The sequence below is a fragment of the Rhizobium sp. A22-96 genome, from assembly GCF_053521805.1.
Map to the genome: position 1 here is coordinate 1,047,285 of NZ_JBNWDQ010000002.1, position 25,142 is coordinate 1,072,426.

The 25,142-nt window shown below is 60.2% G+C and carries 20 protein-coding genes and 2 pseudogenes; 15 read left to right on the plus strand and 7 right to left on the minus strand.

Annotation, left to right across the window (positions count from 1 at the left end; all coding sequences use genetic code 11):
• Nucleotides 1–115 precede the first annotated feature (115 nt).
• The 4 genes and pseudogenes from ACQZ6F_RS11600 to ACQZ6F_RS11615 all read right to left on the minus strand — a co-directional run.
• Nucleotides 116–733, minus strand: coding sequence for a hypothetical protein (locus tag ACQZ6F_RS11600; RefSeq protein ID WP_449091737.1), 618 nt, complete (start codon nucleotides 731–733; stop codon nucleotides 116–118).
• Nucleotides 734–1,014: 281 nt separating this feature from the next.
• Entirely contained in the window at nucleotides 1,015–2,973 is a 1,959-nt protein-coding gene (locus ACQZ6F_RS11605; RefSeq protein ID WP_449091736.1) for a DUF882 domain-containing protein, read from the minus strand.
• A gap of 175 nt (nucleotides 2,974–3,148) precedes the next feature.
• Nucleotides 3,149–3,370: pseudogene (locus ACQZ6F_RS11610) on the minus strand (helix-turn-helix domain-containing protein); the annotation flags it as partial.
• Nucleotides 3,371–3,477: 107 nt separating this feature from the next.
• A pseudogene (locus ACQZ6F_RS11615) lies at nucleotides 3,478–4,729 on the minus strand (sigma-54-dependent transcriptional regulator); the annotation flags it as partial.
• 219 nt (nucleotides 4,730–4,948) lie between these two features.
• Between ACQZ6F_RS11615 and ACQZ6F_RS11620 the strand changes: the two are divergent.
• From ACQZ6F_RS11620 to hemH, 9 genes are all read left to right on the plus strand, one after another.
• Complete coding sequence (locus ACQZ6F_RS11620) at nucleotides 4,949–6,796, plus strand: M3 family oligoendopeptidase (RefSeq protein ID WP_449091735.1); 1,848 nt, start codon at nucleotides 4,949–4,951, stop codon at nucleotides 6,794–6,796.
• Between the two features lie 27 nt (nucleotides 6,797–6,823).
• Complete coding sequence (locus ACQZ6F_RS11625) at nucleotides 6,824–7,984, plus strand: aminodeoxychorismate synthase component I (RefSeq protein WP_449091734.1); 1,161 nt, start codon at nucleotides 6,824–6,826, stop codon at nucleotides 7,982–7,984.
• Nucleotides 7,969–8,613: an aminotransferase class IV family protein gene (locus tag ACQZ6F_RS11630; RefSeq protein WP_449091733.1), complete on the plus strand. Its 645-nt coding sequence runs from the start codon at nucleotides 7,969–7,971 to the stop codon at nucleotides 8,611–8,613. The genes ACQZ6F_RS11625 and ACQZ6F_RS11630 overlap by 16 nt, the downstream gene beginning before the upstream one ends.
• Before the next feature lie 3 nt (nucleotides 8,614–8,616).
• Nucleotides 8,617–8,901: a YciI family protein gene (locus ACQZ6F_RS11635; RefSeq protein WP_068400154.1), complete on the plus strand. Its 285-nt coding sequence runs from the start codon at nucleotides 8,617–8,619 to the stop codon at nucleotides 8,899–8,901.
• Between the two features lie 222 nt (nucleotides 8,902–9,123).
• Nucleotides 9,124–10,575 (plus strand): homospermidine synthase, encoded by a 1,452-nt coding sequence (locus ACQZ6F_RS11640; protein WP_068400151.1) that lies wholly within the window; start codon nucleotides 9,124–9,126, stop codon nucleotides 10,573–10,575.
• Nucleotides 10,576–10,755: 180 nt separating this feature from the next.
• A complete protein-coding gene (locus ACQZ6F_RS11645) occupies nucleotides 10,756–11,142 on the plus strand; it encodes a hypothetical protein (protein WP_077469457.1) in 387 nt (128 codons plus the stop codon).
• A 27-nt stretch (nucleotides 11,143–11,169) separates the two neighbouring features.
• Entirely contained in the window at nucleotides 11,170–11,493 is a 324-nt protein-coding gene (locus ACQZ6F_RS11650) for a hypothetical protein (RefSeq protein WP_449091732.1), read from the plus strand.
• 148 nt (nucleotides 11,494–11,641) lie between these two features.
• Nucleotides 11,642–13,729 carry a 5'-nucleotidase C-terminal domain-containing protein gene (locus ACQZ6F_RS11655; RefSeq protein WP_449091731.1) on the plus strand — a complete coding sequence of 696 codons (2,088 nt, stop codon included), beginning with the start codon at nucleotides 11,642–11,644 and terminating at the stop codon, nucleotides 13,727–13,729.
• Nucleotides 13,730–13,825: 96 nt separating this feature from the next.
• Nucleotides 13,826–14,860: a ferrochelatase gene (hemH, locus tag ACQZ6F_RS11660; protein ID WP_068400142.1), complete on the plus strand. Its 1,035-nt coding sequence runs from the start codon at nucleotides 13,826–13,828 to the stop codon at nucleotides 14,858–14,860.
• A gap of 133 nt (nucleotides 14,861–14,993) precedes the next feature.
• Here the strand turns inward: hemH and ACQZ6F_RS11665 are convergent, their stop codons facing one another.
• Entirely contained in the window at nucleotides 14,994–15,902 is a 909-nt protein-coding gene (locus tag ACQZ6F_RS11665) for a S1C family serine protease (protein ID WP_068400138.1), read from the minus strand.
• 320 nt (nucleotides 15,903–16,222) lie between these two features.
• Here ACQZ6F_RS11665 and ACQZ6F_RS11670 point away from each other — a divergent pair, with 320 nt between their 5' ends.
• Together ACQZ6F_RS11670 and ACQZ6F_RS11675 are read left to right on the plus strand one after the other, a co-directional pair.
• A complete protein-coding gene (locus ACQZ6F_RS11670) occupies nucleotides 16,223–17,239 on the plus strand; it encodes an SPFH domain-containing protein (protein ID WP_449091730.1) in 1,017 nt (338 codons plus the stop codon).
• 1 nt (nucleotide 17,240) lies between these two features.
• Nucleotides 17,241–17,699, plus strand: coding sequence for an NfeD family protein (locus ACQZ6F_RS11675; RefSeq protein WP_077469453.1), 459 nt, complete (start codon nucleotides 17,241–17,243; stop codon nucleotides 17,697–17,699).
• Here ACQZ6F_RS11675 and ACQZ6F_RS11680 read toward each other — a convergent pair whose 3' ends face one another.
• The gene (locus ACQZ6F_RS11680; RefSeq protein WP_449091729.1) at nucleotides 17,700–18,695 is read right to left on the minus strand and encodes a KpsF/GutQ family sugar-phosphate isomerase; all 996 of its coding nucleotides are present in this window, start codon (nucleotides 18,693–18,695) and stop codon (nucleotides 17,700–17,702) included. It abuts the gene before it with no gap.
• A 196-nt stretch (nucleotides 18,696–18,891) separates the two neighbouring features.
• Between ACQZ6F_RS11680 and ACQZ6F_RS11685 the strand changes: the two genes are divergently transcribed.
• Nucleotides 18,892–20,412, plus strand: a complete 1,521-nt coding sequence (locus ACQZ6F_RS11685; protein ID WP_449091728.1) for an outer membrane beta-barrel protein — start codon at nucleotides 18,892–18,894, stop codon at nucleotides 20,410–20,412.
• 115 nt (nucleotides 20,413–20,527) lie between these two features.
• Here ACQZ6F_RS11685 and galU read toward each other — a convergent pair whose 3' ends face one another.
• Nucleotides 20,528–21,415 (minus strand): UTP--glucose-1-phosphate uridylyltransferase GalU, encoded by an 888-nt coding sequence (gene galU / locus ACQZ6F_RS11690; protein WP_068400121.1) that lies wholly within the window; start codon nucleotides 21,413–21,415, stop codon nucleotides 20,528–20,530.
• A gap of 202 nt (nucleotides 21,416–21,617) precedes the next feature.
• Here galU and ACQZ6F_RS11695 point away from each other — a divergent pair, with 202 nt between their 5' ends.
• The 3 genes from ACQZ6F_RS11695 to ACQZ6F_RS11705 all read left to right on the plus strand — a co-directional run bounded on the left by ACQZ6F_RS11695 (nucleotide 21,618) and on the right by ACQZ6F_RS11705 (nucleotide 25,135).
• The gene (locus ACQZ6F_RS11695) at nucleotides 21,618–22,841 is read left to right on the plus strand and encodes a lytic murein transglycosylase (protein WP_077469450.1); all 1,224 of its coding nucleotides are present in this window, start codon (nucleotides 21,618–21,620) and stop codon (nucleotides 22,839–22,841) included.
• 84 nt (nucleotides 22,842–22,925) lie between these two features.
• Entirely contained in the window at nucleotides 22,926–24,125 is a 1,200-nt protein-coding gene (locus ACQZ6F_RS11700) for an SGNH/GDSL hydrolase family protein (RefSeq protein ID WP_449091727.1), read from the plus strand.
• Nucleotides 24,126–24,385: 260 nt separating this feature from the next.
• A complete protein-coding gene (locus ACQZ6F_RS11705; protein WP_449091726.1) occupies nucleotides 24,386–25,135 on the plus strand; it encodes an aminoacyl--tRNA ligase-related protein in 750 nt (249 codons plus the stop codon).
• The last annotated feature ends 7 nt before the right edge of the window (nucleotides 25,136–25,142 follow it).

Sequence of the window (25,142 nt, forward strand, 5' to 3'; positions counted from 1 at the left end):
TATCCCAGTGTTGTAGGCGCAGGCTCTATCAACCCTGAATGAAGGCGAGCTTAGGCAGACATGAGGCGAAACTGAAAACAGTGATTTTCGATGGCATTCCACAGCCAATTATCGACTAAGCGAGCAGACTGATGTGGCCGCTCGCCATCTTTTCCTCTACCCAGCGGCGTTCATCCAGCCAGGCATGGCGCTTCCATCCCTCCCAGCTGAACCCGCAGAGTTTCACCTCCCATTCACAGGCGGGAAGGATCGACAGCACATATCGGACGCCGAAAAAGCCGGTGCTCGGAAAGACCTGGTCCATCCGGCACTCGGCGACTCCAAGTTCCGCACAACCTTCGATGTAGAACTGCGGCGGCATGATGCGAATTTCCTTGCCCGCTGCACCCACCAGCTCGATGGTTCGCATCGTCCAGTCGCTCTTTCGGCCCTTCAGACGCGAGAGGAAGTTGGGCTTGGGATGATATTTGCGGATGATGTCGGGATGATAGGCGAGCACGACCTCTTTGGCCGCTTTGAAGGTAGCGCTTGTCAGGAAGGCCGGATCGGTCAGTCGCCGCTGCATCGGCTTGCTGGAGGCTGCGAGCATCAGGATATCGGTGCGTGAACCGCTCATGCCGACAGAGGCTTTAGGCTCGTTGAAGCGCATCGCAAAATCTGCATTGTCGACGATCTCCGAGAGATCGCGGTGCAGTGTGCCATTGCCAATGATGATTGCCGTCTTACGGTTCAAATTCGGATATCCAGCCTTACAAGTCTATCGCCCTAATTGCGCCGGATGAAGCGAAACTGAGCAAAAGATGATGCGAAAATGAATAAAAACTGACAGCAACCTGAAAGCCAGCAGGGTGTCACCTACAGGCAACAGCTGCTTTGATCGATCCCCTCCCACCAAAATTTGCGTGAGCTTTGCGAGCGATCAATCAAGCCGCAATCACAGCAAGCTCGTCGCCGCGCACAAATGAAAAGGAGCCCAATGGGCTCCCGTAAAGTTGTCTGAACTTTGAACGCTGCTTACTCGACCGAATTGAACTTCTTCACCTGAAGGAAATTCACTGCCGTACCGCTAAAGCGCTCCGGGTCGATCGACGCCGTCTGCACCTTAAAGCCATCGGTATAGACGGCGGTCGGCTGGGCACGAAGCGCCGGGCTTACGAAGCGAGGAGCCTTAACCGGGCGATTGACGATCTCCACGCGGGCCTTTGCGATTGCCCACTGTGAAATCATCTTTTCGGTCAGCTTCGGCGCCGTCGTTATCGTGGCACGACCGGAATCCGCTGTCACCGCATCCTGCTTGTTCGGCCGGCCGCCCTTGGTGGCGATACCCGCAGCGATCGGGCGCTCCTGCGGTGTCACCGCATCGAAACTGTCATTGAAACGACGGGGGCTGCTTGCCTTGAGTTCATTGCGAACCGGCGCCAGTGCCGCCACCTGCATCGGCATCTGCTGAGCGGGTCGCTGCTGCGGCAGAACCGCTGCAATCGCCTGCGCAGCATCGTTGCTGGAAGCTACGCCACTATTCGAAGGCGCGAGCTGATCCTTCGAGGCAACATTGTTCTGCGGCGAAGTCACAGCAGCCACCGCGTTAGCATCCGATCGATCGGGTCGGCTCTGCTCAAGAGCGGCGATGACCGAGGGCGAAAGCGTACCGGCATCGGCCTGGTCATCGATTGCTTCCTGATCGGCATCAGCAGAGGCCAGGAGGCTTTCGGCAATTTCGGGACGCTGTGCCGGCACAGGCACGGCGGCAAGCTGGCCCTTCATGTCTGCCTCTGCGGACGCCACTTCAGCATCGCCGGGTGCGCGGCGGTCAAGCAAGGACGGCACCGGTACGTGATAGGAGCGAAGGTCGGCATATTGTGGCTGGTCACCCGTATTCGGCATGGCTGCTGCAAGCGCATCCTGAGCGTCATTGCGCGGCGCCGATACGAGCGCGGAGGCTACGTCGCTGCCAGCGGACTGACCACCGAAGGCCGGGCGGATCTGCGGTACGGGTGCGTTTATGCTCGCAACCTGAACCTGGGCAGGAGCAGAAGCGGGAGCCGCACTATCGTCACCATCGTCAGCCGCGGTTGGAGCCGGCTGCCCCTTGCGGGAAGCCGAAGCAACAGCGACCGGTGCCGACGACGAGCCTTCATCCGCATTGTCCTCTTCCTCATCCGCACCACCGCCGCCAAACAGGCGGGCAAAGAAGCCACGGCGAGGTGACGAGGAGCTGGCGATCTGGATATCGGACGACATGCGTCGCTTGTAATCGGCGACGGCCTCCTGATAGCCCGGCAGCGGCCGGCCATCGGCAGGAATATGCATGGTCTTGCCGTCCGGGAACAAACGGACGAGATCCTGGCGATCCATGCGCGGCCAAGCGCGCACACCGCCGACGTCCATGTGGACGAAGGGCGAGCCCGAAGTCGGGTAATAGCCGACGCCGCCCTCTTGGAGCTTCATGCCGAGCTCACGCAGCTTGGTGAGCTTGACGTCCGGAATATAGAAGTCCATCGCGTTGCCGAGCATATGCTGGCTCTTCTTGGCAACGCCCGTGTGTGCGTTACGCGTGCGCAGCATCTCGTTGGTGCCCGGCGAACGGAATCCGCAGATGACGTAGATGAATTCGTGCGAACCGCTCTCGCGGTACACTTCCCAGATGAGGTCGAACAGCCGCGGATTCATCTTGGTCGGCTGATTCTTGCGCCAGTCGCGCAGAATGCGGTTCAGCTTCTCCAGACCGTCCGGATCGAACTTGCCATTGCGCTTGTAGGTGATGACGGCCTTTTCACCGGTATGGACGTAATAGATCTTCAGGCTACGGGTTTCCCCGCCGGCCTGAGAGGGAGTGCCAACGAAAACAGGCGTAGAAACGGCCAAAGCAAGGAGGCCAACGGCTACCACCTTGGCCACCTTGCTAAATAGGTCTGAGCACGCAGAATGCCAGCTCAAGCTATTAGGCTTGGTATTTCCACTCAAATTCGGCAATTCGATCCCCGTCCGACAGACAATGTCGCATCGTGTTCCAAATGGCTGTCAATTGCGGTGACACGATGGCAAAAATGCCACACATAATCGCCCTCTTCATACATGGTGAACGATGCACTAACAAGTGCTTTACGACGGGTAACAAAATATGCTTGCCTAAAAGTTAAGCTTCCCCTCATGCCGCGCTTTTTTGCGGGTCATCCGGATCTATCCCGTAATCTTTCAACTTGCGGTAGAGAGTTGAGCGCCCAATCCCAAGCTTTCTTGCCACTTGACTCATCTGCCCGCGGTAGAATCGGAGGGCAAAGCGGATCAATTCTTCCTCGACATCCGCCAGTTTCCTGACATCCCCTGAGGTATTGGTGCTGACGATGACGTTGTCGGAAGCGGTCGCCAATGCATCGCCGACAGGAAGCGGCGAGGTTGCAGCCGCGTCAGCTGAAATCACGCGCATCCCGCGCTCGGCTCTCTCCCCGGTCGCAGAATCCATGGCATGAGCCTGTGAATTATCCACAACTAAGGTCGGATGCTCGCCCGAGAAATAGCCGGGCAACTGCGCGGCGATCTGCGGAAAATCGCTATCCAGCAGCTCGGGTCCTTCCGATAGAACGACCGCCCTGAACACGGCATTTTCGAGCTGGCGAATATTGCCCGGCCAGTCGTAAGCCGTCAGCAGCGCAAGAGCACTGTTGCTGATATCGAGCGAATGATCGAGCTTTTGCTCCAGCGCAAACCGGTCGGCAAAGGCGCGTGCCAGATGCGGGATATCCTCCTTGCGGCGACGAAGCGCCGGCATGGTGATCGGGAAGACGTTGAGGCGATAGTAGAGGTCCTCGCGGAAACGCCCGGCCTTGACCTCTTCGATCAAATCCTTGTTGGTCGCAGAGATCAGGCGGACATTGACCTTCTGCGCGACGCGCGCACCGACCGTCTCGATTTCCCCTTGCTGCACGGCGCGCAGCAGCTTCACCTGGACTTCCAGCGGCAGATCGCCGATCTCGTCGAGGAACAGCGTACCGCCATCGGCTTCCATGAACTTGCCGACATGGCGCTCCGCCGCGCCCGTGAACGCACCCTTTTCATGTCCGAAAAGAATGCTTTCCACCAGATTGTGCGGAATGGCACCGCAATTGACCGTTATGAACGGCTTGCCGGAGCGGTCGCTTGCGGCCTGAATGGCACGTGCCACCAGTTCCTTGCCGACGCCGGATTCACCTTCCAGGACGACGGGAATATTCGACTGTGCGGCACGATGCGCAAGATCGATCACCCGCATCATCGCCGGGCTTGCCGAGACGATGTCGTCGAAGGTGATGGCGCTGGAACGCGATTTGCGTCCCGCGCGTGCCTTTGCCTCGCGCTGATCGAGCTTGAGCGCATTGCCGATAGACGCAGCAATGCGCTCCGGCGACACGGGCTTGACGACGAAATCGAAGGCGCCGGCCCGCATGGCCTGCACAACGGTGTCGATACCGCCCTGCCCCGTCTGCACGATAACGGGCAGATCGATACCCATCTCGTTCAGCGCGCCCAGGAACTCGATGCCGTTCATTTCCGGCATCATCAGGTCGAGCACGATCACATTGATCTGATCGCTGTTACGCTTCAGAACTTCAAGGCCAAAGCGGCCATTCTCTGCCAAATGGGCCACGTGTCCGTGCCGCTCGATGGCATTCTTCAGCAGACGACGTTGAATCGGATCATCCTCAACAACGAGAATCTGCGCGCCCCCTTTGGCGCTATTATAAACGGTCATTGGTGCCTCACTTCATGCGAAACCTGACACGGACATTCGCAGAAAGGCTTGAACATGAAGTTTTGCCAAATCATCGCATTTTAATCATTATGACGAATGTACTACCGCCTATGGTTCAACCGTCAGCGCCAGGGAAATCAGGCTTGCAGCAGGCTTTCTGGCCGAATAAACACGAATGCATCGGACGTTCCGCAATAAAAAGCAGAGGAAATATCGCCCATGAGCCCGACCTCGCTCCGTCAATCCCTTAACTTCTCCGCCAACCAGCCTGCCGCCGGCAGCGCGCTCGGGGACCTGCCCGCTTGGAAGCTCAGCGATCTCTATCCTTCCGCTACCTCGCCTGACTTCACGGGCGACATGGAAAAGGCTGGCAGGATGGCCACCGCCTTCGAGGATAAGTGGAAGGGCAAGCTTACGGAAGCGGCGACCATGACGGGCGATGCCGGTATCGGCGCCGCCATCAAGGAATATGAGGCGCTTGACGATATCATGGGCCGACTCGGCTCCTTTGCCGGCCTCACCTATTTTTCCAACACCAGCGATCCGGCCAACGGCAAGCTCTATGGCGATGTGCAGACGCGGCTGACGGACTATGCCGCCCACCTGCTGTTCTTCCCTCTGGAACTGAACCGCATCGATGACGCCGCGATGGATGCCTGCATGGCGAACGACCCCGCTGCCGGCCACTACCGCCCGTGGATCGTCGACCTGCGCAAGGACAAGCCGCATCAGCTCGACGACAAGCTCGAGCAGCTGTTCCTGGAAAAGTCCATGACCAGCGCCGCAGCCTTCAACCGGCTGTTCGACGAGACGATGGCGGAGCTACGCTTCGAGATCGACGGTGAAAAGCAGCCGCTGGAAGTCGCGCTGAACATGCTGCAGGAACAGGATCCCGAAGCGCGCCGCAAGGCGGCCATGGCGCTTGCCGCAACCTTCAGGGCGAACCTTCGCACCTTCACGCTCATCACCAACACGCTCGCCAAGGACAAGGAAATTTCCGACCGCTGGCGCGGCTTCGAGGATATCGCCGACAGCAGGCATCTCGCCAACCGCGTCGAGCGCGAAGTGGTGGACGCACTGGCCGCGGCCGTACGCGATGCCTATCCGCGGCTCTCGCATCGCTATTACAAGATGAAGGCCAAGTGGCTCGGCATGGAGCAGATGAACTTCTGGGATCGCAACGCGCCGCTCCCGGAAACGCCCAATGCCTTGATCCCCTGGAGCGAGGCGAAGGAGACGGTGCTATCAGCCTATGGCAAGTTCGCGCCTGACATGGCCGCAATCGCCAAGCGCTTCTTCGATGAAGAGTGGATCGACGCGCCGGTCCGTCCGGGCAAGGCGCCGGGCGCATTTGCCCATCCGACCGTGCCATCGGCGCACCCTTACGTTCTCGTCAACTACATGGGCAAGCCGCGCGACGTCATGACGCTCGCACACGAGCTTGGCCATGGCGTGCACCAGGTTCTGGCCGGCGGCCAGGGCGCCCTGATGTGCCAGACACCGCTGACGCTGGCCGAAACCGCTTCCGTCTTCGGCGAGATGCTGACCTTCCGTGCGCTGCTCGACAAGACCTCCGACAAGCGCGAACGCAAAGCGATGCTCGCCCAGAAGGTCGAGGACATGATCAACACGGTCGTGCGCCAGATCGCCTTCTACGAATTCGAGCGCAAGCTGCACACTGCACGCAAGAATGGCGAGCTGACCTCCGATGACATCGGCGAGCTGTGGCTGTCCGTACAAGCGGAAAGCCTGGGCCCGGCGATCAAGATCTCCGAGGGTTACGAGACCTATTGGGCCTATATCCCCCACTTCATCCATTCGCCCTTCTACGTCTACGCCTATGCCTTCGGCGATTGCCTGGTGAACTCGCTTTACGCCGTCTACCGGAATGCCGATCAGGGCTTCCAGGAGAAGTATTTCGAACTGCTGAAGGCCGGCGGCACCAAGCATCATTCCGAACTCCTGAAGCCTTTCGGCCTCGACGCCACCGACCCGTCGTTCTGGAGCAAGGGACTGTCGATGATCGAAGGGCTGATCGACGAGTTGGAAGCGCTAGATAAGGGCTGAAGACACCGATCGGCGAAGAACTGCCCAATGGCCGACGCCCGACCTTACGTCCTCTTCAGGGACGACAGTACAGGACAGGTGATGATCTTTGCCGAACCGGCCGAGATCATCACGGCCCGGACGCGCGCCGAATTCTTCGATGCGTTGGACCGGATGGAGACGGCAAGGCGACAGGGAAAATGGCTGGCAGGATACATTGCCTATGAAGCCGGCCATCTTTTCGAGGAAAAGCTTGCAGCTTTTGCCGAAGAGAATCGCGAGACGCCGCTGCTTTGCTTCGGCGTTTTCGATGCTCCCGCAGCCGATGACGACTCTCTTGGCCAGCCGATGCAACGGCTTGAAAATCAAGAATTCCTGACCGAGCCAAAGGCCGCCTGGGATTTCCCTATATATAAAGAGCGATTCGACCGGCTGCACCGGCATATTCGCCTCGGCGACTGCTATCAGGCGAACCTGACCATGCCGATCCATGCCCGCTGGAACGGCGACGCCAGAGCTGCCTTCTGGTCGCTGATCGAGCGGCAACCGGTGAAATACGGTGCGCTCGTCGATCTCGGCGGTCCGATCATTTTGTCGCGCTCGCCGGAGCTCTTTTTCCGCACGGATGAAGAAGGCTGGATCGAGACGCATCCGATGAAGGGCACGGCCAAGCGCGGCACAAACGCCGTCGAGGATGCCGAAATCGTCGCCGCCATGCTCGCCGACGAGAAGACGCAGGCCGAAAACCGCATGATCGTCGATCTCCTGCGCAACGATATCTCCCGCATCACCGAAGTCGGCACACTCGACGTGCCCAGGCTCTTCGAAATCGAGACCTACCCGACCCTGCACCAGATGGTCAGCCATGTGCAGGCAAAGCTGCTGCCCGACATCACCATCCGCGATATTCTTGCGGCACTCTTTCCCTGCGGCTCGATCACCGGTGCGCCAAAAATGCGGGCGATGGAAATCCTGCATGAGCTGGAAGATGGCCCGCGAGATGCCTATTGCGGTGCGATCGGCATGATCTCGCCTGATGGAGCCATGCGCTTTTCGGTGGCGATCCGCACGATCACGCTTTTCGAAGACGGCCGCGCAGTGTTCAATGTCGGCGGGGGCATCGTCTTCGATTCGACGGCGGAAGCGGAATATGAGGAATGCCTCCTCAAGGCGCGCTTCGCCGTGGGGGACCGATGGATCGACCGCTAGAGGATTTTTCCCTGATCGAGACGCTGCGCTATGAGCCGGAGGCCGGCTTCATCCGCCTGCGCCTGCATCTTGCCCGGCTGCAACGCTCGGCCCGCCGCCTAGGCTTCCCGGCTCCGAAAAATGCGCTCACCAAACTGGAAGAGGCCATCGCCGGTGCTTCCGCACCCTTGAGGGTCCGGCTGACGCTGGACCGAGACGGACAAGCGGCGGTAACGACAGCCCCCTTCTCGGCGCTGTCACCCGACACAGTCTGGCGCGTCCGTATCGCCGCCGCAACCCGGCTCGATTCCGCCGACAAGCTGCTGCGCGTCAAGACCACGCGCCGCGCCGTCTATGAGGCCGCCCGCGCCGAATATCGGCCCGACGAGGCCGACGAGGTGCTGCTGCTGAACGAGAAGGACGAGGTTTGCGAGGGGACGATCACCTCTATCTTCCTCGAGGATGGCCCTGATGTGCTGCGGACGCCCCCAATTTCATCCGGCCTGCTGGCCGGCGTGTTACGCACCGAGCTCATTTGCCAGCGCAAGGCCCGCGTCGGACGCATACGGCCCGACGACCTGCGAAACCGCACTCTTTACGTTGGAAACTCCCTGCGCGGCCTGATCCGCGCGCAACTCATATGGAATTGATGCATGTTCATTCTTTCGCTCACCTACCTCAAGGGCAATGATGAAGCCGACAAGCAGATGGAGCCGCACATGGCCTGGGTGAAAGAGGGATATGCCAAGGGCTGGTTCCTCGCATCCGGCCGCAAGGTACCGCGCACCGGCGGCGTTATTTTTGCCCGCGGCGAGCGCGCTGAGCTGGAGGCCTATGTCGCCGCCGACCCCTTCACCATCCACGGGATCGCATCCTACGACGTCCAGGAAATCGCCCTCACCACAGTTGTCGACGGATTGGAAGCCTTGAAGGCCTGATGGCTTTATTCCGGATAGGTCAGTGAAAACCGACCTTGAAGGCAACAAACTCGTCGCATATGGCGTGTATGTTGGCCTCCACTTGACTTTGTCCGGCTAACTCTGAAGAGCTCTTTATTGTGACATCAAATTATGATTAGAGCCCTTCACCTCGCGTTATCGCGCAAACTCTGATTGAATTTCGTGAACCGAACGGCGTCCTGCCTTTCGAAGGAGACAAGAATGACGAAACACAACTATCCGGTATATGCCGAAATTACCGGCCCGATCGTGATGATCGGCTTTGGCTCCATCGGCCGCGGCACCCTGCCCCTGATCGAGCGCCATTTCAAATTCGACAAGAGCCGGATGGTCGTTATCGACCCGCGTGAAGAACCAGCCGATATGGAAATCCTGGCGAAGCACGGCGTCCGTCATATCAAGGCACACGTCACCAAGGAAAACTACAAGGAGCTGCTCAAGCCGCTCCTGACGGAAGGCGGCGGCCAGGGCTTCTGCGTCAACCTCTCGGTCGACACCGGTTCGCTCGACCTCGTCAAGCTGTGCCGCAAGCTCGACGTGCTCTACATCGATACCGTCGTCGAGCCCTGGCTCGGCTTCTACTTCGACAAGAGCCTGAAGAATGCCGACCGCACCAACTACGCGCTGCGCGAAACCATGCGCAAGGAAAAGGCGAAGAACCCCGGTGGTTCGACTGCTGTTTCGACCTGCGGCGCGAACCCGGGCATGGTCTCCTGGTTCGTCAAGCAGGCGCTCGTCAACCTTGCCACCGATATCGGCCTGAAGTTCGAAGAGCCGGATCAGCATGACCGCGAAGGCTGGGCCAAGCTGATGAAGAAGGTTGGCGTCAAGGGCATCCATATCGCCGAGCGCGACACCCAGCGCACCAAGCATCCGAAGCCGCTCAACGTCTTCTGGAACACCTGGTCCGTCGAAGGCTTCATCTCCGAAGGTCTGCAGCCGGCCGAACTTGGCTGGGGCACCCACGAAGAATGGATGCCGAAGAACGCCAAGAAGCACAAGAAGGGCTGCCAGGCCGCTATCTATCTGGAACAGCCGGGCGCCAACACCCGCGTCCGCACCTGGTGCCCGACCCCCGGCCCGCAATACGGCTTCCTCGTCACGCACAACGAATCGATCTCGATCGCCGACTTCTTCACCGTGCGCGACAAGGACGGCGACGTTACGTTCCGTCCGACCTGCCACTATGCCTACCATCCGGCCAACGATGCCGTGCTCTCGCTGCACGAAATGTTCGGCAATGGCGGCACGCCGCAGCCGGTACACCACGTTCTCGACGAGCATGAGCTGGAAGACGGTGTCGATGAACTCGGCGTGCTCCTCTACGGCCACGACAAGAATGCCTACTGGTACGGTTCGCGCCTGTCTCTCGAAGAGACCCGCCGCATTGCCCCTTACCAGAACGCGACCGGCCTGCAGGTAACCTCCGCCGTTCTCGCCGGCATGGTCTGGGCACTCGAAAACCCGACCGCCGGCATCGTCGAAGCTGACGAGATCGACTACAAGCGCTGCCTCGAAGTGCAGCTGCCATACCTCGGTCCGGTTGAAGGCCACTACACCGACTGGACGCCGCTCGATGGCCGCCCGGGTCTTTTCCCGGAAGACATCGACACGAAGGATCCTTGGCAGTTCAGGAACATCCTCGTTCGCTAACGGGAATAGCGCTTGCTGATGCAACGTTCGAATGCCCGCACAGGTCGTGCGGGCATTTTTGTTACGCAAGCGGGATAAATCAAGGAGTTGCGTTCTCAAGCCTTGCTTTAACCCAATAGCCGCGCCATCTTTCTCGCAACCGATACGACAACACTCCGCCCTTCATCGCGGGAGACATTTATGAAGATCAGAACCGTTCTTTCCCTCGCAGCCGCTGCAGCAGCCTTGTCCGCCTGCGTTGATTTCGGCGGATCGCGACCGCCGCCGATGACGATGAACCCCGGCGTTCAGCCGCGGACAAACTCGGTGGAAGGCAGCTGGAGCGACACGAACGGCCTGAGTTCGACGTTCACCGCCGGCCGGTTCGAGACGCACACGACCGACGGCACGAACCAGCAGATGGCTTCGGGAACCTACACGACCGACCCCTCCGGCGTGATCCAGATCAATCTCTATTCGAACATCAAGCGCACCAGCTCCAAGGTGAATTGCTTCATGGCGAACCCCGGTCAGCTGAACTGCACCTCGGAGACGGGTGGGCACTTCTCCCTCAACCGCCAGGGCTGATCAGGCATGGCGGAAGGATAGAACGCCATGCGCCGCATGATGCTGCTCTATCTGGCCCTCATCGCAGCGCTGCCTTTCGCCATTCTGGCGGCGGTTCTCCCCGTCAACAGCTATCGGGCGCAGGGTATCGACGGGCTCGATTGCGATAGCCCGGCAAGCGTTCTCCTCTTCGCCCTGCCCGTGCTGCTGATCTATGGCATCGGCGCCATTCTGCTTTATCGGAACCGGCGCCGGCGCTTTCATTTCGCTGCGGCGCTCTGCTGCACAGCCGTCTTCTGCGTCGTCGGATGGAACGCCGCCTCGGCGATCCGAGAATCCCACGGAGACGCCTCCATAGAGGCATGCGCCTGATCCGGTGATGAATTCACCCTCCTTATAAAATCCGAATGAAGCCAACAGCTTTTGCTTGCGCTCGCTCCGCCATGATGAAAACATTCCGGCGGGGGACCGCCATGGGGGCATCGGCGGGCCGGATTGTAAAGACGAACAGGAGAGACAGATGAAGCAGCCCTTAGGAGTGGGACTTTTGGCCGCCGCAGCCTTGGCGCTGAGCACAAGCGCCGCCTTCGCGGACTATCAGCTCAACATCCTGCACTTCAACGATTTCCATTCGCGCGTGGAGTCGATCAACAAATTCGATGCGACTTGCTCTGCGGCCGAAGAAGCCAAGAACGAATGCTTTGGTGGCGCCGCTCGCCTGAAGGCGGCCATCGATCAGCGCCGGGCCGCACTCGCCAGCCAGAACGTGGTGGTACTCGACGCCGGCGACAATTTCCAGGGCTCGCTGTTCTACACGACCTATAAGGGTGCCGCCGAAGTCGAATTCCTCAACGACATGAAGATCGACGCCATGACCGTCGGCAATCACGAGTTCGACGACGGCGAAGGCCCGCTTGCCGCCTTCCTCGACAAGGCGCAATTCCCTGTCGTAACAGCCAATCTGGTGGTCGACGACCAGTCCAAGCTCGGCAACCGCATCAAGAAATCGATCGTGCTTACCATCGGCGGCCAGAAGATCGGCATCGTCGGCGCCGTGACGACCGAGACCCCTGAGCTCGCCTCGCCCGGCCCGCATGTGAAGATCACCGACGATGCCGCCGCCATCAGCGCCGAAGTGGACGCGCTGAAATCGCAGGGCGTCAACAAGATCATCGCGCTCACCCATGTCGGCTATCCCCGCGATGTCGAAAAGATCGCCAAGATCGCCGGTGTCAGCGTCGTCGTCGGCGGCCACTCGCATACGCTGCTGTCGAATACGGATCCGAAGGCTGCCGGCCCTTATCCGACCATGGTAGACAATCCCGCCGGCTATAAGGTGCCTGTGGTACAGGCCGCGTCCTACGGCAAGTATCTCGGCGATATCGTCGTCACCTTCGACGACAACGGCGCGGTCAAGGACGCCAAGGGCGATCCGATCCTGCTCGATTCCTCCATCAAGCCGGATCCGGCGATCGCCGCCCGCGTCCAGGAGATGGCCAAGCCGATCGAAGAGCTGCGCAAGAAGGTGATCGGCAATTCGCAAGGCCCGATCGAGGGCGCACGCGAGATCTGCCGCGTACAGGAATGCTCGATGGGCAACCTCGTGGCCGACGCGATCCTCGACCGAACCAAGGCCCAGGGCATCTCCATCGCCATCCAGAATGGCGGCGGCCTGCGAGCCTCGATCGCCGCCGGCGATGTCAGCATGGGCGACGTTCTCACCGTGCTGCCGTTCCAGAACACAGTCGCGACCTTCCAATTGACGGGCGCGGATGTGAAGGCGGCATTGGAAAACGGCCTCAGCCAGATCGACGATGGCGCCGGCCGCTTCCCGCAGGTCGCGGGCCTCAAATACAGCTTCGACAAATCGAAGCCGCCGGGCAGCCGGCTCGTCTCCGTCGACGTGCAGGAAGGCACGGAATTCAAGCCGCTTGACCCCGAAAAGACCTACGGCATCGTCAGCAACAACTATATGCGCGCGGGCGGCGACGGCTACACCGTATTCGCCAAGGACGGCAAGAACGCCTATGACTTCGGTCCGAACCTGGAATCGGTGGTTGCCGACTATCTCGGCGCGCACAATCCCTACAAGCCCTATACCGATGGCCGTGTGACCCAGGTTGCCGCGGCAGCACCTGCCGCCCAGCCCGAAGCAGCCAAGCCGGCGGAAACGCCGCAACAGGCCGCACCGGAGCAAAAGCCCGCCCCGGCACCCGCAGACACCAGCAAGGCAGCACCTGCCGTGACGCCTCCGGCCTCCTCGACACCCTCGGCGGCAACACCGGCAACCACAACACCGGCAAAGCCCGCGGACACATCATCGGCATCGGCAACCACGACGCCCGCCGCATCTGCCCCTGCGACGGCCACCCCGGCACCGGCAACCCCGGTGACGACAGCTCCTGCCACCGCCGCACCGGCAGCTGAAGCCAGCGAAAAGCCGAAGACACCGACAACGCATGTCATCGTTACCGGCGACACGCTCTGGGATCTCGCCAAGACCTATTATGGCAGTGCCAAGCAATGGCATAGGCTTGTGGCTGCCAACCACAATCTGAAGCCTCATCATCTCCAGGTCGGCGAAAAGTTGAGGATTCCAGCCAAGTAAGACGATTTGTCTCGCATGAGAACGCCGGCCCGGGCTTCCCCGGGCCGGTTTTTGTTCCTATGTGAAGGGCTTCGTTTCGCTGAGAGGATATGATTGATGACAGAAAACGTGACCACCTTCCCGCCTGATCACCCAAGCGTGAAATTCGGCAAGGTCGGCGTGCTGCTTGTCAACCTCGGAACACCTGACGGGACCGACTACGCCTCGATGCGTCGCTACCTGCGTGAGTTCCTGACGGATCGCCGCGTCATCGAATGGTCCCGCTGGAAATGGTATCCAATCTTGTTCGGCATCGTCCTCAACACCCGGCCGCAAAAAGTCGGCAAGGCCTACGAGACGATCTGGAACAAGGAAAAAAATGAGAGCTTCCTGCGCACCTATACGCGCAACCAGTCCGATCTGATGGCCGAGCGCTTGCGGGATCTACCCAACGTGACGGTCGATTGGGCCATGCGTTACGGCCAACCGTCGATCGGCGACCGCATACAGGCGCTCAAGGATCAGGGCTGCGAGCGCATCGTGCTCTTTCCACTCTATCCGCAATACGCCGCCGCAACGACGGCAACCGTCAACGACAAGGCATTCGAGAAGCTGGCAAAGATGCGCTGGCAGCCGGCACTCCGCACCGTGCCGCAATATCACGACGACGATGCCTATATCGAAGCGCTTGCCAATTCCGTGACCCGGCATCTTTCAACACTGGACTGGCAGCCCGAAAAGATCCTGGCGTCGTTCCACGGCATACCGATGTCCTACTTCAAACTGGGCGATCCCTATTACTGTTTCTGTCAAAAGACCGGCCGCCTGCTGCGTGAAAAGCTGGGGCTGTCGGAAGATCAGTTCATGGTCACCTTCCAGTCCCGTTTCGGCCCGGAGGAATGGCTGCAGCCCTATACAGACAAGACCGTGGAACAACTCGCCAAGGATGGCACCAAGCGCATTGCCGTGCTCAATCCGGGCTTCGTCTCGGACTGCCTGGAAACGCTGGAAGAGATCGCCGAACAGGCGGCCGAATCCTTCCATCACAATGGCGGCGACAAGTTCACGCATATTCCCTGCCTCAACGATAGCGAAGACGGCATGAAGGTGCTCGAGAAGGTCGTGCGGCGGGAGTTGCTCGGCTGGGTCTGACCGATCGCCGGACCAAGCCCGGCGATGGCCTCTAAAGCATTTCCAGGAAAAGTGCGCAGCGGTTTTCCGTCCGGAATGCGTGAAAAAGCAAAATATAGAGCGTCTTCGCGATTCGAAGAAAAGCGGAGAGGCTCTATTGCAGTTGCGGCTTCTTGAGGAAGCTGCCACGGTCGGCGGATTTGATGCGCAACCAGGCTTCGCGGCCATTGCGCAGCACCCGCAGCGGGATCTCGGCGCCGGCCGGCCCGCTCTCCCATATCTTGCGATAGAAGTCGGCCAAGCCGTCGACTTCCGCATCGCGGATCTCCGAAATGACATCGCCGCGCCGCAAGCCCGCCTGAGCGGCCGGGCCGCCTTCCGTCACGCTCATGACGACGACCTCACCATTGCTTTCGGCCGAGAAAGCGCCGAGCCAGGGCCTTGGCGGCTTGTTGACGCGGCCGCGCTTGATCAGATCATCGAGAATGGGCGTCAGCAGGTTGATCGGCACGATCATGTTGATATCGGCGCCTTCACCATTCTGGGTCGCCATCTGCAGGTGCAGCGACCCGACACCCAGAAGCTTGCCGTCCTCATCCACCAGAGCAGCGCCGCCCCATGAAGGATGCGCGGGTGCGACGAAAATCGCCTCGTCGAGCAGATATTCCCAGTAACCCGCAAACTCCTGCTTGGCGACGATCTTTGCCTCGACGACCTGGCCGATACCATCGGCGATCACGACCGGATCGCCGATCTCGGCCTTGTCGGCATCGCCGAATTCCAGCGCCGGTACGTCGAGCGGGCCGAGCGCCTGCACAAGGCCAAACCCGGTTTCCTGATCATAGGCAAGCGCATGCCCGGGCACTACCCGGCCATTGCTCGTCGTCAGCCAGACCTCTTCCGCCTCCGTGATGAGGTAGCCGATCGTCAGCACCAAGCCGTTTCCTCGGATGACCACGCCGTTGCCTTCCCTGCGGGTGCCCAGCGTCGTCGCTGTGAAAGCGTCTTCCGGAATTGAGGCATGGACGGCCACGACCGACCGTAAAGTCCTATCGATATTCATTGCTTCACCCTGACGATGCGCGGCGGTTGGGCTCGAAAGACTGCGCGGCAGCTGACCCGAAAAATTCTCTTATAAAGTATGAATATCAACAGCCAGGCGCAAGGGCTGGATCGCGATTGATTGATCCGGCGCAACAACTTGGGGCTGATCGGCCGGTACGGCCCGTCTACCCATTCCTCCCTTGCCGAGAACATGCTAACCCACCACATCTGATTGAGCTGCCGTGATGCGTTTTCGACCGAAGACGCCGGAACGATATGGCGGCGCTTTACCTGACGCGAGAGGCTCGCATTCCGCGAGCGCGTCCATGGAGGAATTCAATGGTAGTCGGTGGTTTCAGCATCGTCGTGGTTGCCCTAGTGGTCTTGGTCATCCTGGTGCTGTTTGCAGGGATCAAGACGGTGCCGCAGGGCTATCGTTATACAATCCAGCGCTTCGGCCGCTATATCCGCACATTGGAGCCGGGCCTCAATCTGATCGTGCCCTTCATCGAAACCATCGGCGTACGGATGAACGTGATGGAGCAGGTGCTCGCCGTTCCGACGCAGGAGGTCATCACCAAGGACAATGCCAGCGTCTCTGCCGACGCGGTCGCCTTCTTCCAGGTGCTGAACGCGGCGCAGGCTGCCTATCAGATCACCAATCTCGAAAGCGCGATCCTCAACCTCACCAAGACCAACATCCGTTCCGTCATGGGTTCGATGGACCTCGATGAGCTTCTGTCCAACCGCGACGCCATCAACGAGCGGCTGCTGCGCGTCGTCGATGAAGCAGTCGAGCCCTGGGGCATCAAGGTGACGCGTGTCGAAATCAAGGACATCCAGCCGCCGAAGGATCTCGTTGACGCCATGGGCCGGCAGATGAAGGCCGAGCGTGAAAAGCGCGCCCAGATTCTCGAGGCGGAAGGCTTGCGTGCCGCACAGATTCTGCGCGCCGAGGGCGCAAAGCAATCGGCGGTGCTGCAGGCGGAAGGCCAGCGCGAGGCGGCGTTCCGCAACGCCGAAGCCCGCGAACGTCTCGCAGAGGCCGAAGCAAAGGCTACCCGCATGGTGTCCGAAGCCATTGCAGAGGGTAATGTGCAGGCCATCAACTATTTCGTCGCTCAGAAATACACCGAAGCCCTGACGTCAATCGGTTCGGCCAGCAACTCGAAGATCGTGCTGATGCCGATGGAAGCCAGCTCCCTCATCGGTTCGCTTGGCGGCATCGGCGCCATTGCCCGCGAAGTCTTCGGCGACAATGGCGACGGCAACAGCACGCCGCAGCCTTCACGGCCACGCACGAACACGGTCCGCACCACGCCCTCCGTCAATCCGCTGACCCCTCGGGAGAGCTAAGATGTTCGACAATCTCGTCGTGGAACTCGGTCCCTGGAGCTGGTGGCTGCTGGGATTGGTACTACTCGCCGCCGAGTTGATATTGCCGGGCTTCTTCCTCGTCTGGATCGGTCTGGCCGGCATCATCGTCGGGGCATTGTCGCTGCTGTTCTGGGATAACGCCTTCTGGATCTGGCAGGTGCAGTGGCTGGTCTTTGCGGCAGCCGCCGTCATCGTCACCCTGCTCGGGCGGCGTTACGTCTATAACAACAACCAGGTGACCGACGAGCCTTTTCTGAACCAGCGCGGCGCGAGCCTTGTTGGGCGTACAGCAACACTTGGCGAGCCCATTGCCGAAGGCCGCGGACGCATCCGCCTCAACGATACCTATTGGACAGTCACAGGTCCTGATTTGCCCGTTGGCACACGCGTGAAAATCGTCGCCAGCAACGGCCGCGAGCTTACAGTCGAACCGTTCTGATCAGGCGACGCCGATTCGCAGCAGATCGTGGAAATGAACGACCCCAACTGGCCGCTGCGCATCGTCAACGACAATGAGCGCGGAAATGTTGTGACGATTGAGCACGGCCATCGCGCCGGTCGCCAGCGTCGTTTCCTTAACCGTCTTCGGATTCCGCGTCATCACCTCGTCCACCAGCATCTCCGCGAGGCTGGAGCCGATATTGCGAGCAATATCGCCGTCTGTGACGATACCGCAGAGGCAGCCGTCATCATCGACGACGCCAACACAGCCGAATCGCATTTTCGCAAGCGTCGTGACAGCCTCGCGCATGCCTGTTCCAAGCTTGACGAGAGGCACGCTATCGCCCTTGTGCATGATATCGGCCACATGCGAGAGGCTGGCGCCCAGCTTGCCGCCAGGATGGAAGGTACGGAAATCCTCGGCGGTGAAGCCACGCGCTTCCAGCAGCGCCACGGTGAGCGCATCGCCGATCGCAAGCTGCAGCATCGTCGACGTGGTCGGCGCCAGCCCATGCGGGCAGGCCTCCTGCTCCTTGGGCAGCAGCAGAACCACATCGGACTCACGCGCCAGCGTCGACGTCTCACCCGCAGTGACGGAAATCATCGGGATCGAGAAGCGGCGGGAATAGCTGATAATGCCGCGCAGCTCGGCGCTTTCTCCACCCCACGAGATGGCGATGATGACATCATCCTGCGTGATCATGCCGAGATCGCCATGATTGGCCTCGACCGGGTGCACGAAGAATGCCGGCGTTCCGGTGGAAGCCAGGCTTGCGGCAAGCTTGTTGCCGATATGGCCGCTCTTGCCGACACCAGTGATGACGACGCGGCCCTTGATGTCGCCGATGATCTCCACCGCGCGGCTGAATGGCCCGGCCAAACCATTGGCCAATGCACGTTCCAGCGCCTCAAGGCCCCGTCTCTCGGTCTCGATCGTCCTCATTGCGGATTCGATCGCACCGTTCTCGATGAGTCTCACAGCTCTCTTATTCATGAGCGAGGCCTAACGCTTTTCTGCAATTCTGTCCACCAAAGATCGACTTATGCCGACGGCAGCGGGCTTTTGCTGGGCCTGGATAATATTACCGATAGCATCTCGCCGTAACTCTTTAGCAACCAAGCGTTAACCACACGGCTTTACACTTGGGTAAGGATTTAGTGCTTTTCCAGCAAGGTCAGACATAGACAAAATGAACATCGGCAAGAAAAAGGCGGGTAAAAATGCCCTCCGGCTGACGGCATGGGCGACATCCGCCGTGCTTGGCTGGGGCGTCGTATGCGCCGCGCCGATGTCCGTTAACGCACAATCCCTGCCGCCCGGCCAGGAACCCGACGATACATCCACCGTCTCGACGTCTGCCACGACGACCGACTCGTCCGCAACACCTGCCACCGACGCGCAGGCAGCACCGCCAGCAAATCAGGCCGCTACCACCAATGCGGATGGGCCGCCGAATATGCGCCTTCGCCTTGATGGCGTCGACCCCACAACCACCGGCTCGACGCTCGACAACGACATGCGCCGCGTCAACCTGCCGGAATCCACCGTCGATGGCCTGAGAACGCGCCAGCATCCGGACCGCGCGGATGCCCAGGGCATACCGCTCGGCACCTTCACCCTGCGCCCTTCGGTCAATCAGTCGATCAATATCGAACGCGACCGCACCGGCTCCGTCGAAGACAACCGCACCTTCCTGCAGACGGATCTGCGCAGCACGTTGACGTCGGACTGGGATCGCCACGCGCTGACCATCACCGGCGAGGGCGTCTGGCAGAAGAATATCAGCGGCACGGGTGAAGAGAAGCCGACGATCAACCTCAATGCGGATCTGCGCCTCGACCTTCCAGCCGACACGACTGCCCACATAACGGCCGGCTATCAGTTCTTCCGCGAGGACACCAGCGACCCGAACGCCATTGCCGGCGCCTCCAAACAATCCGCCGTCAATCAGTTCACCACCGGACTGTCGCTGGAACGTGATTTCGGTCTGCTGCGCGGCACGACGGCGGTCGCACTGACCCGCACGGTCTATTCGGATGCCGTGCTCTCGGATGGAACCCAGGTCACGCTCAGCGACCGCAATCAGACCGCAGGCACATGGCGCGGGCGTATCGGCTACGAGCTGTCGCCGGCGATCATTCCCTTCGTCGAAGTCGATCTCGGTCGCGCTGTCTACGATGAGACGCGTGACAGCAACGGCTATGCCCGCTCGAACCAGGGTTACGGCGGCAAGGCCGGCGTCGAACTCGATCTCGGCGAAAAGCTGAAAGGCGAGCTGGGCTTCGGTTATCAGCACACGCAATTCGACGATTCACGCCTGGCCTCGGTCGACTCGCCCACCATCGACGGCAGTCTCGCCTGGTCGCCGCAGCGCGGAACGGATGTCAGTATCGGCCTTTCGACCACCGTTCAGCCATCCACCACGGCCGGCCTGAGCGGCTACACCGCCTACCAGCTGACGAGTACCATCAGCCACCAATTGCGCGATAACCTCACCGCCAAAGCGACGGGCGGCACGATCTGGCGCGACTATCCTTCCAACGGCAGTGCAGCCGATGAGACCGAATATGACGCGGCCCTCGGCCTGACCTGGGGGATCAACCGCTACCTCGATCTCACAGGCAATTTCGGCTATCAGCTGACCACCCGCAAAGCCGGCGACGATACGCATCAACTCCAGGCTGGAGTGGGACTGACGGTGAAGCGCTGATAGCCGGCTGGACGATTCCCCGCCCGACACCTTGATCCGGCACAATCTCTCCACCCAAACGAAATGAGGCCCGGCAGATGCCAGGCCCCGTCATTTTTCCCGAAAGTTCGAGAGCTTATTTCAAGGCCGCGATCAGTGCCTTCAGCTCGTCCTCGATCGTTGGACGGATATCCGCACGCGAAAGCGCGAAAGCGACGTTGGCGAGGATGAAGCCATCCTTGGCGCCACAGTCGAAGGTCTGGCCCTGGAAATGGTAACCGGCGAAATCCTGCGTCTGCGCAAGCTTCAGCATGCCGTCGGTCAGCTGGATCTCGTTGCCCGCACCACGCTCCTGGCTTTCCAGGATACGGAAGATTTCCGGCTGCAGGATATAACGACCATTGATGAAGAAGTTGGACGGAGCCGTACCCTTGGCCGGCTTCTCCACCATTTCGGTGATACGGAAACCATTGCCGATCGTTTCGCCGACGCCGACGATACCGTATTTATGGGTCTGGTCCGGAGCGCATTCCTCGACGGCGATGACATTGCCACCGCTTTGCTCATAGAGCTCGATCATGCCCTTCATGCAGCCCTTTTCGGCCCGCATGACCATATCAGGCAGCAGCAGCGCGAAAGGTTCGTCACCGACGATTTCGCGGGCGCACCAGACGGCGTGGCCAAGGCCAAGCGGCTCCTGCTGCCGCGTAAAGCTGGCCGTGCCGGCCTTTGGCAGCAGGCCGTTCAAAAGCGACAGCTCGGCATTCTTGTTGCGCTGGCGCAGCGTATGCTCAAGCTCGAACTGGATGTCGAAATAATCCTCGATGACGTGCTTGCTGCGGCCCGTTACGAACACGAAATGCTCGATGCCCGCCTCCATCGCCTCATCGACGACGTATTGGATCACCGGCTTGTCGACGACGGTGAGCATTTCCTTCGGCACGGCCTTGGTCGCCGGCAAGAACCGCGTCCCTAGTCCGGCAACCGGAAATACTGCCTTACGCACCTTCTTATGCTGTCCCACTCATACCTCCTGGGCATTAAATCGCTGGCGCCGAGCCAATCTCAAGGTCAGTAGATTAAATTTGCTACTGTTTTGCAAATAATGACTGAACCCGGCTTCCATGGTAAAGAATTTGTTGACTTCGTTCCCTTAGTGTCATGCTTCGGCGAATGTTACCTGCTTCGCCGCACCGAAATCCAACGATTGATGGACAAGGCTGTAGATGACTGCAAACCGCAAAAACTCCCTTCGTGGTCTCGCTCTGGCGCTCGCGCTCGGTGCCTTTGCGGGACTCGCTCCCGTTAACGCCAATGCTGACCCAGGGTTCCAAAAATGGATCGCGGGCTTCTATGCTACCGCCGCAAAGAGCGGCATCACACAATCGACCTATCGCGATGCATTTGCCGGCGTGACGGACCCCGACCCCACGGTCCTCGAAAAAGCGCAGTACCAACCGGAATTCAAGTCCCAAATCTGGGATTACCTCGACTCCCGTGTCAATCCCTATACCGTGGATATTGGCCGGAAAATGGCGGTCAAGTATGGGTCCACGCTTCGCACGCTCGAGCAGCACTTCGGCGTGGACCGCAATATCATGCTGGCCATCTGGTCGATGGAATCGAACTACGGTGCTGTTCTCGCCAAGAATGACCGCCTCCATTACGTGCCCCGCGCACTTGCAACGCTTGCCTATGCCGATCCGAAGCGCGCCAACTATGCCAAGAAGCAGCTGGTTGCAGCTTTGAAAATCCTGCAGAAGGGGGATATCTCTCGGAAGGATCTGAACGGTTCCTGGGCTGGTGCCATGGGCCATACCCAGTTTATCCCGACGAGCTATCTGCTCTACGCCGTCGATGCCGACGGCAGCGGCCATGCCGATATCTGGAATTCCATTCCGGATGCCCTGGCAACAACAGCCAATCTTCTGGCCAAAAACGGCTGGGATACCGGCCGCACCTGGGGCTATGAGGTCGTCGTGCCGCCTGGTGGCAGCGCTCAAGTCGGCAAGACCCATACGATCGCTCAATGGGCAGCCCTCGGTTTCGTGCGCCCCAAAGGCAAGGGCTTCCGCATGACCTCCGATCGTGCGCAGCTGAAGATGCCCGGCGGCTCAGACGGCCCAGGCTTCCTGATGACCGGCAACTTCTTCACCATCAAGCGCTACAACGCATCCGACAGCTATGCTCTCGCCGTTGGCTTGCTTGCTGACCAGATCGCCGGCTATGGCGGCATGCAGCAATCCTGGCCACGCCCGAGCGGTACGCTGAATGTGCAGCAGAAATTCGAGCTGCAGACGCGGCTGAAGCAGCTTGGCTATTATGACGGCGTCGTCGACGGCAATTTCGGATCTGGATCCAAGGCTGCGATCAGCGCTGTCCAGCAGCGCATCGGCATGGATACGGATGGCGAACCTTCGATGGATCTGCTGAACGCATTGCGCAAATAGGCCCCGCCGCCATCAATCGATTCCGGGATCGCTGGACCGGGGAGCTACCCTCATGCGACCACGGGCCGTGAGCGGAAAGAAGTTATGACAGAACGACCTGCCCGCGCGACCATGGCAACCCTGAAGGTCATTCTCACGGCATTTCTTGCCGTCGTCATCGCGTTTGGCTGCCTCTCGAAGGCAGCCGAAGCGCAGGAACGGCCGCGTCGAAATCTGTTCGACATGCTGTTCGGCACCCGCGAGCCCGACTACCCCGATCAACAGGTTGAACAACCGCCACCACGGCGCAAGGTGCAGCCCCGCAAACGCCCAACGCCGCCGCCGCGCGAGCCCGTGGTGGTCCAGCCGGAGACACCACCGCCGGCGGAAAAGCTGCCGGATGCCAAAACCATCCTCGTCGTCGGCGATTTTCTGGCGAGCGGCCTTGGAACCGGGCTGGAGGACGCCTTTTCCGCCTCGCCCGGTGTCATCATTCAGACGCGCGGCAATGTCGCCTCCGGTCTTGTCCGTCAGGACTATTACAACTGGCCGCAGCAATTGACCGGGATGATGGATCAGCTGAAGCCGGCGATCGTCATCGTCATGCTCGGGGCCAATGATCGTCAGCAGATCATCGGCGATGGCCTCAACGAAAAATACGGCACCGATCCGTGGTTCCTCGCCTATGAGGAGCGCGTGCAGCAATTTGCCAAGCTGGTGACGAGCCGCCACATCCCGCTGCTCTGGGTCGGCCTGCCCTCCTTCGGCTCGGATCAGCTGACGGCCAGCGCCGTCAAGCTCAATCAACTCTATCAGAGCCAGATGGCAGGCGTCGGCGGCGAGTACATCGACATCTGGGACGGCTTTACCGATCAGAACGGCGAGTTCATCGTGACAGGGTCCGATATCAACGGCCAGCAGGTGCGCCTCAGAACCGCCGATGGTGTCAACATGACCCCGGCAGGCAAGCGAAAACTCGCCTTCTATGTCGAGAAATCGGCGCGACGGCTGCTCGGCGATCAGGCAAGCCCCGATATCACCCGCCTCGACACCGGCAATCCACTGCCGGTGCAGCCGGCGAATGTGCCCGCGGCAGAGGCGGAAAAAGTCACCCGGACGCCGCCCATGAGCCTGTCCGATCCCGACCTCGACGGCGGCGCGCAGCTTCTGGGGGCGGCCCCCGCACCAACCGCCGCCGCGCCGTCGCCGCGCGACCTCCTCGTCGACAAGGGTCAGATGGCGCCGGCGCCGGCCGGCCGCATCGACGATTATCGATTGCCGGTCCCGGCAACGGCCACCCCGTGAGAACCTCCGGCACAAGCAGCGGTTGATTACTGTACCCGTTTGACAATATCACAGCGCGCCAATAGAAAAACGGCATGAGCACTATCAGCGCAGATCATATCGATCGTAACCGCACCTGCCCGCAGGTCGCGATTCTGCGCGCTTTCTCCGGCCGAGGTCTCCGCGTCCAGTCGTGACGGCCGGAGGCATTGGCCTGTCCGGCGGCTGCTGGACGTAAAGCCCTTACCCAAAACATCAACGTTGCCCATGGAGAATGGCACGTGCTCAATATCTACAACGTCAATTCGCTCGTTCATTGGGAAGAGCGGGATATCCGCCTGCGCGAGGATCTCGTCCGATTCTTTTCCGATGATATCCGCAGCTTCCTGCGATCCGTAAACCCTGCCTGGGATGTCCGAAGGGTGGAAGCCCCGACCTTGACGCCGCGCAGCCTCGTTTCGGATGCCTATTCCCATGAAGACATATGGGTACAGGAACAGCTTTCGAAGACGGAGACCGAACTGGTGCTCCGGCCGGAAACAACGCCTTCGACCTATGTCTACATGCAGCATCTTCTCGGCAATCACTCCAGAACGCGCCTGCCATTATGCGTCTGGCAAGCAGGAAAATCCTATCGTCGCGAGCAGGAGCAGCCGACAAAGCATGTGCGGCTCAAGGAGTTCTGGCAGCTCGAATTTCAATGCGCCTTCACCGCCGATAGCGGCAATGACTACCATGCCGCCTGCCTCGAACCGGTTCGCCGGATGATCGGATCGGTCATCCATCTGCCGACGAGGATCGTACCCTCCGACCGCCTGCCGGCCTATTCCGAGGTGACGATGGATATCGAAGTCGATAACGGTGACAAATGGATGGAGGTCTGCTCGATCTCCAAGCGAACGGACTTCCCGCAGCGCTATCGCAGCCAGGCCAGGAAGGGGTTGGCGATAGATCACGATGTCACGGTGCTCGAGATTGCCATCGGGCTCGACCGCTGCGTCTACAACTGGAACATCGCCGCAAACCAATAAATAAAAA

Excerpts from the sequence above, each read along its gene's own strand:
- hemH (WP_068400142.1), top strand. The coding sequence starts at position 13,826 with ATGACAGAAAACGTGACCACCTTCCCGCCTGATCACCCAAGCGTGAAA.
- ACQZ6F_RS11685 (WP_449091728.1), top strand. The coding sequence starts at position 18,892 with ATGAACATCGGCAAGAAAAAGGCGGGTAAAAATGCCCTCCGGCTGACG.
- ACQZ6F_RS11620 (WP_449091735.1), top strand. The coding sequence starts at position 4,949 with ATGAGCCCGACCTCGCTCCGTCAATCCCTTAACTTCTCCGCCAACCAG.
- ACQZ6F_RS11680 (WP_449091729.1), bottom strand. The coding sequence starts at position 18,695 with ATGAATAAGAGAGCTGTGAGACTCATCGAGAACGGTGCGATCGAATCC.
- ACQZ6F_RS11655 (WP_449091731.1), top strand. The coding sequence starts at position 11,642 with ATGAAGCAGCCCTTAGGAGTGGGACTTTTGGCCGCCGCAGCCTTGGCG.
- ACQZ6F_RS11670 (WP_449091730.1), top strand. The coding sequence starts at position 16,223 with ATGGTAGTCGGTGGTTTCAGCATCGTCGTGGTTGCCCTAGTGGTCTTG.
- ACQZ6F_RS11675 (WP_077469453.1), top strand. The coding sequence starts at position 17,241 with ATGTTCGACAATCTCGTCGTGGAACTCGGTCCCTGGAGCTGGTGGCTG.
- ACQZ6F_RS11640 (WP_068400151.1), top strand. The coding sequence starts at position 9,124 with ATGACGAAACACAACTATCCGGTATATGCCGAAATTACCGGCCCGATC.
- ACQZ6F_RS11650 (WP_449091732.1), top strand. The coding sequence starts at position 11,170 with ATGCGCCGCATGATGCTGCTCTATCTGGCCCTCATCGCAGCGCTGCCT.
- ACQZ6F_RS11700 (WP_449091727.1), top strand. The coding sequence starts at position 22,926 with ATGACAGAACGACCTGCCCGCGCGACCATGGCAACCCTGAAGGTCATT.
- ACQZ6F_RS11625 (WP_449091734.1), top strand. The coding sequence starts at position 6,824 with ATGGCCGACGCCCGACCTTACGTCCTCTTCAGGGACGACAGTACAGGA.
- ACQZ6F_RS11635 (WP_068400154.1), top strand. The coding sequence starts at position 8,617 with ATGTTCATTCTTTCGCTCACCTACCTCAAGGGCAATGATGAAGCCGAC.
- ACQZ6F_RS11665 (WP_068400138.1), bottom strand. The coding sequence starts at position 15,902 with ATGAATATCGATAGGACTTTACGGTCGGTCGTGGCCGTCCATGCCTCA.
- ACQZ6F_RS11645 (WP_077469457.1), top strand. The coding sequence starts at position 10,756 with ATGAAGATCAGAACCGTTCTTTCCCTCGCAGCCGCTGCAGCAGCCTTG.
- ACQZ6F_RS11695 (WP_077469450.1), top strand. The coding sequence starts at position 21,618 with ATGACTGCAAACCGCAAAAACTCCCTTCGTGGTCTCGCTCTGGCGCTC.
- ACQZ6F_RS11630 (WP_449091733.1), top strand. The coding sequence starts at position 7,969 with ATGGATCGACCGCTAGAGGATTTTTCCCTGATCGAGACGCTGCGCTAT.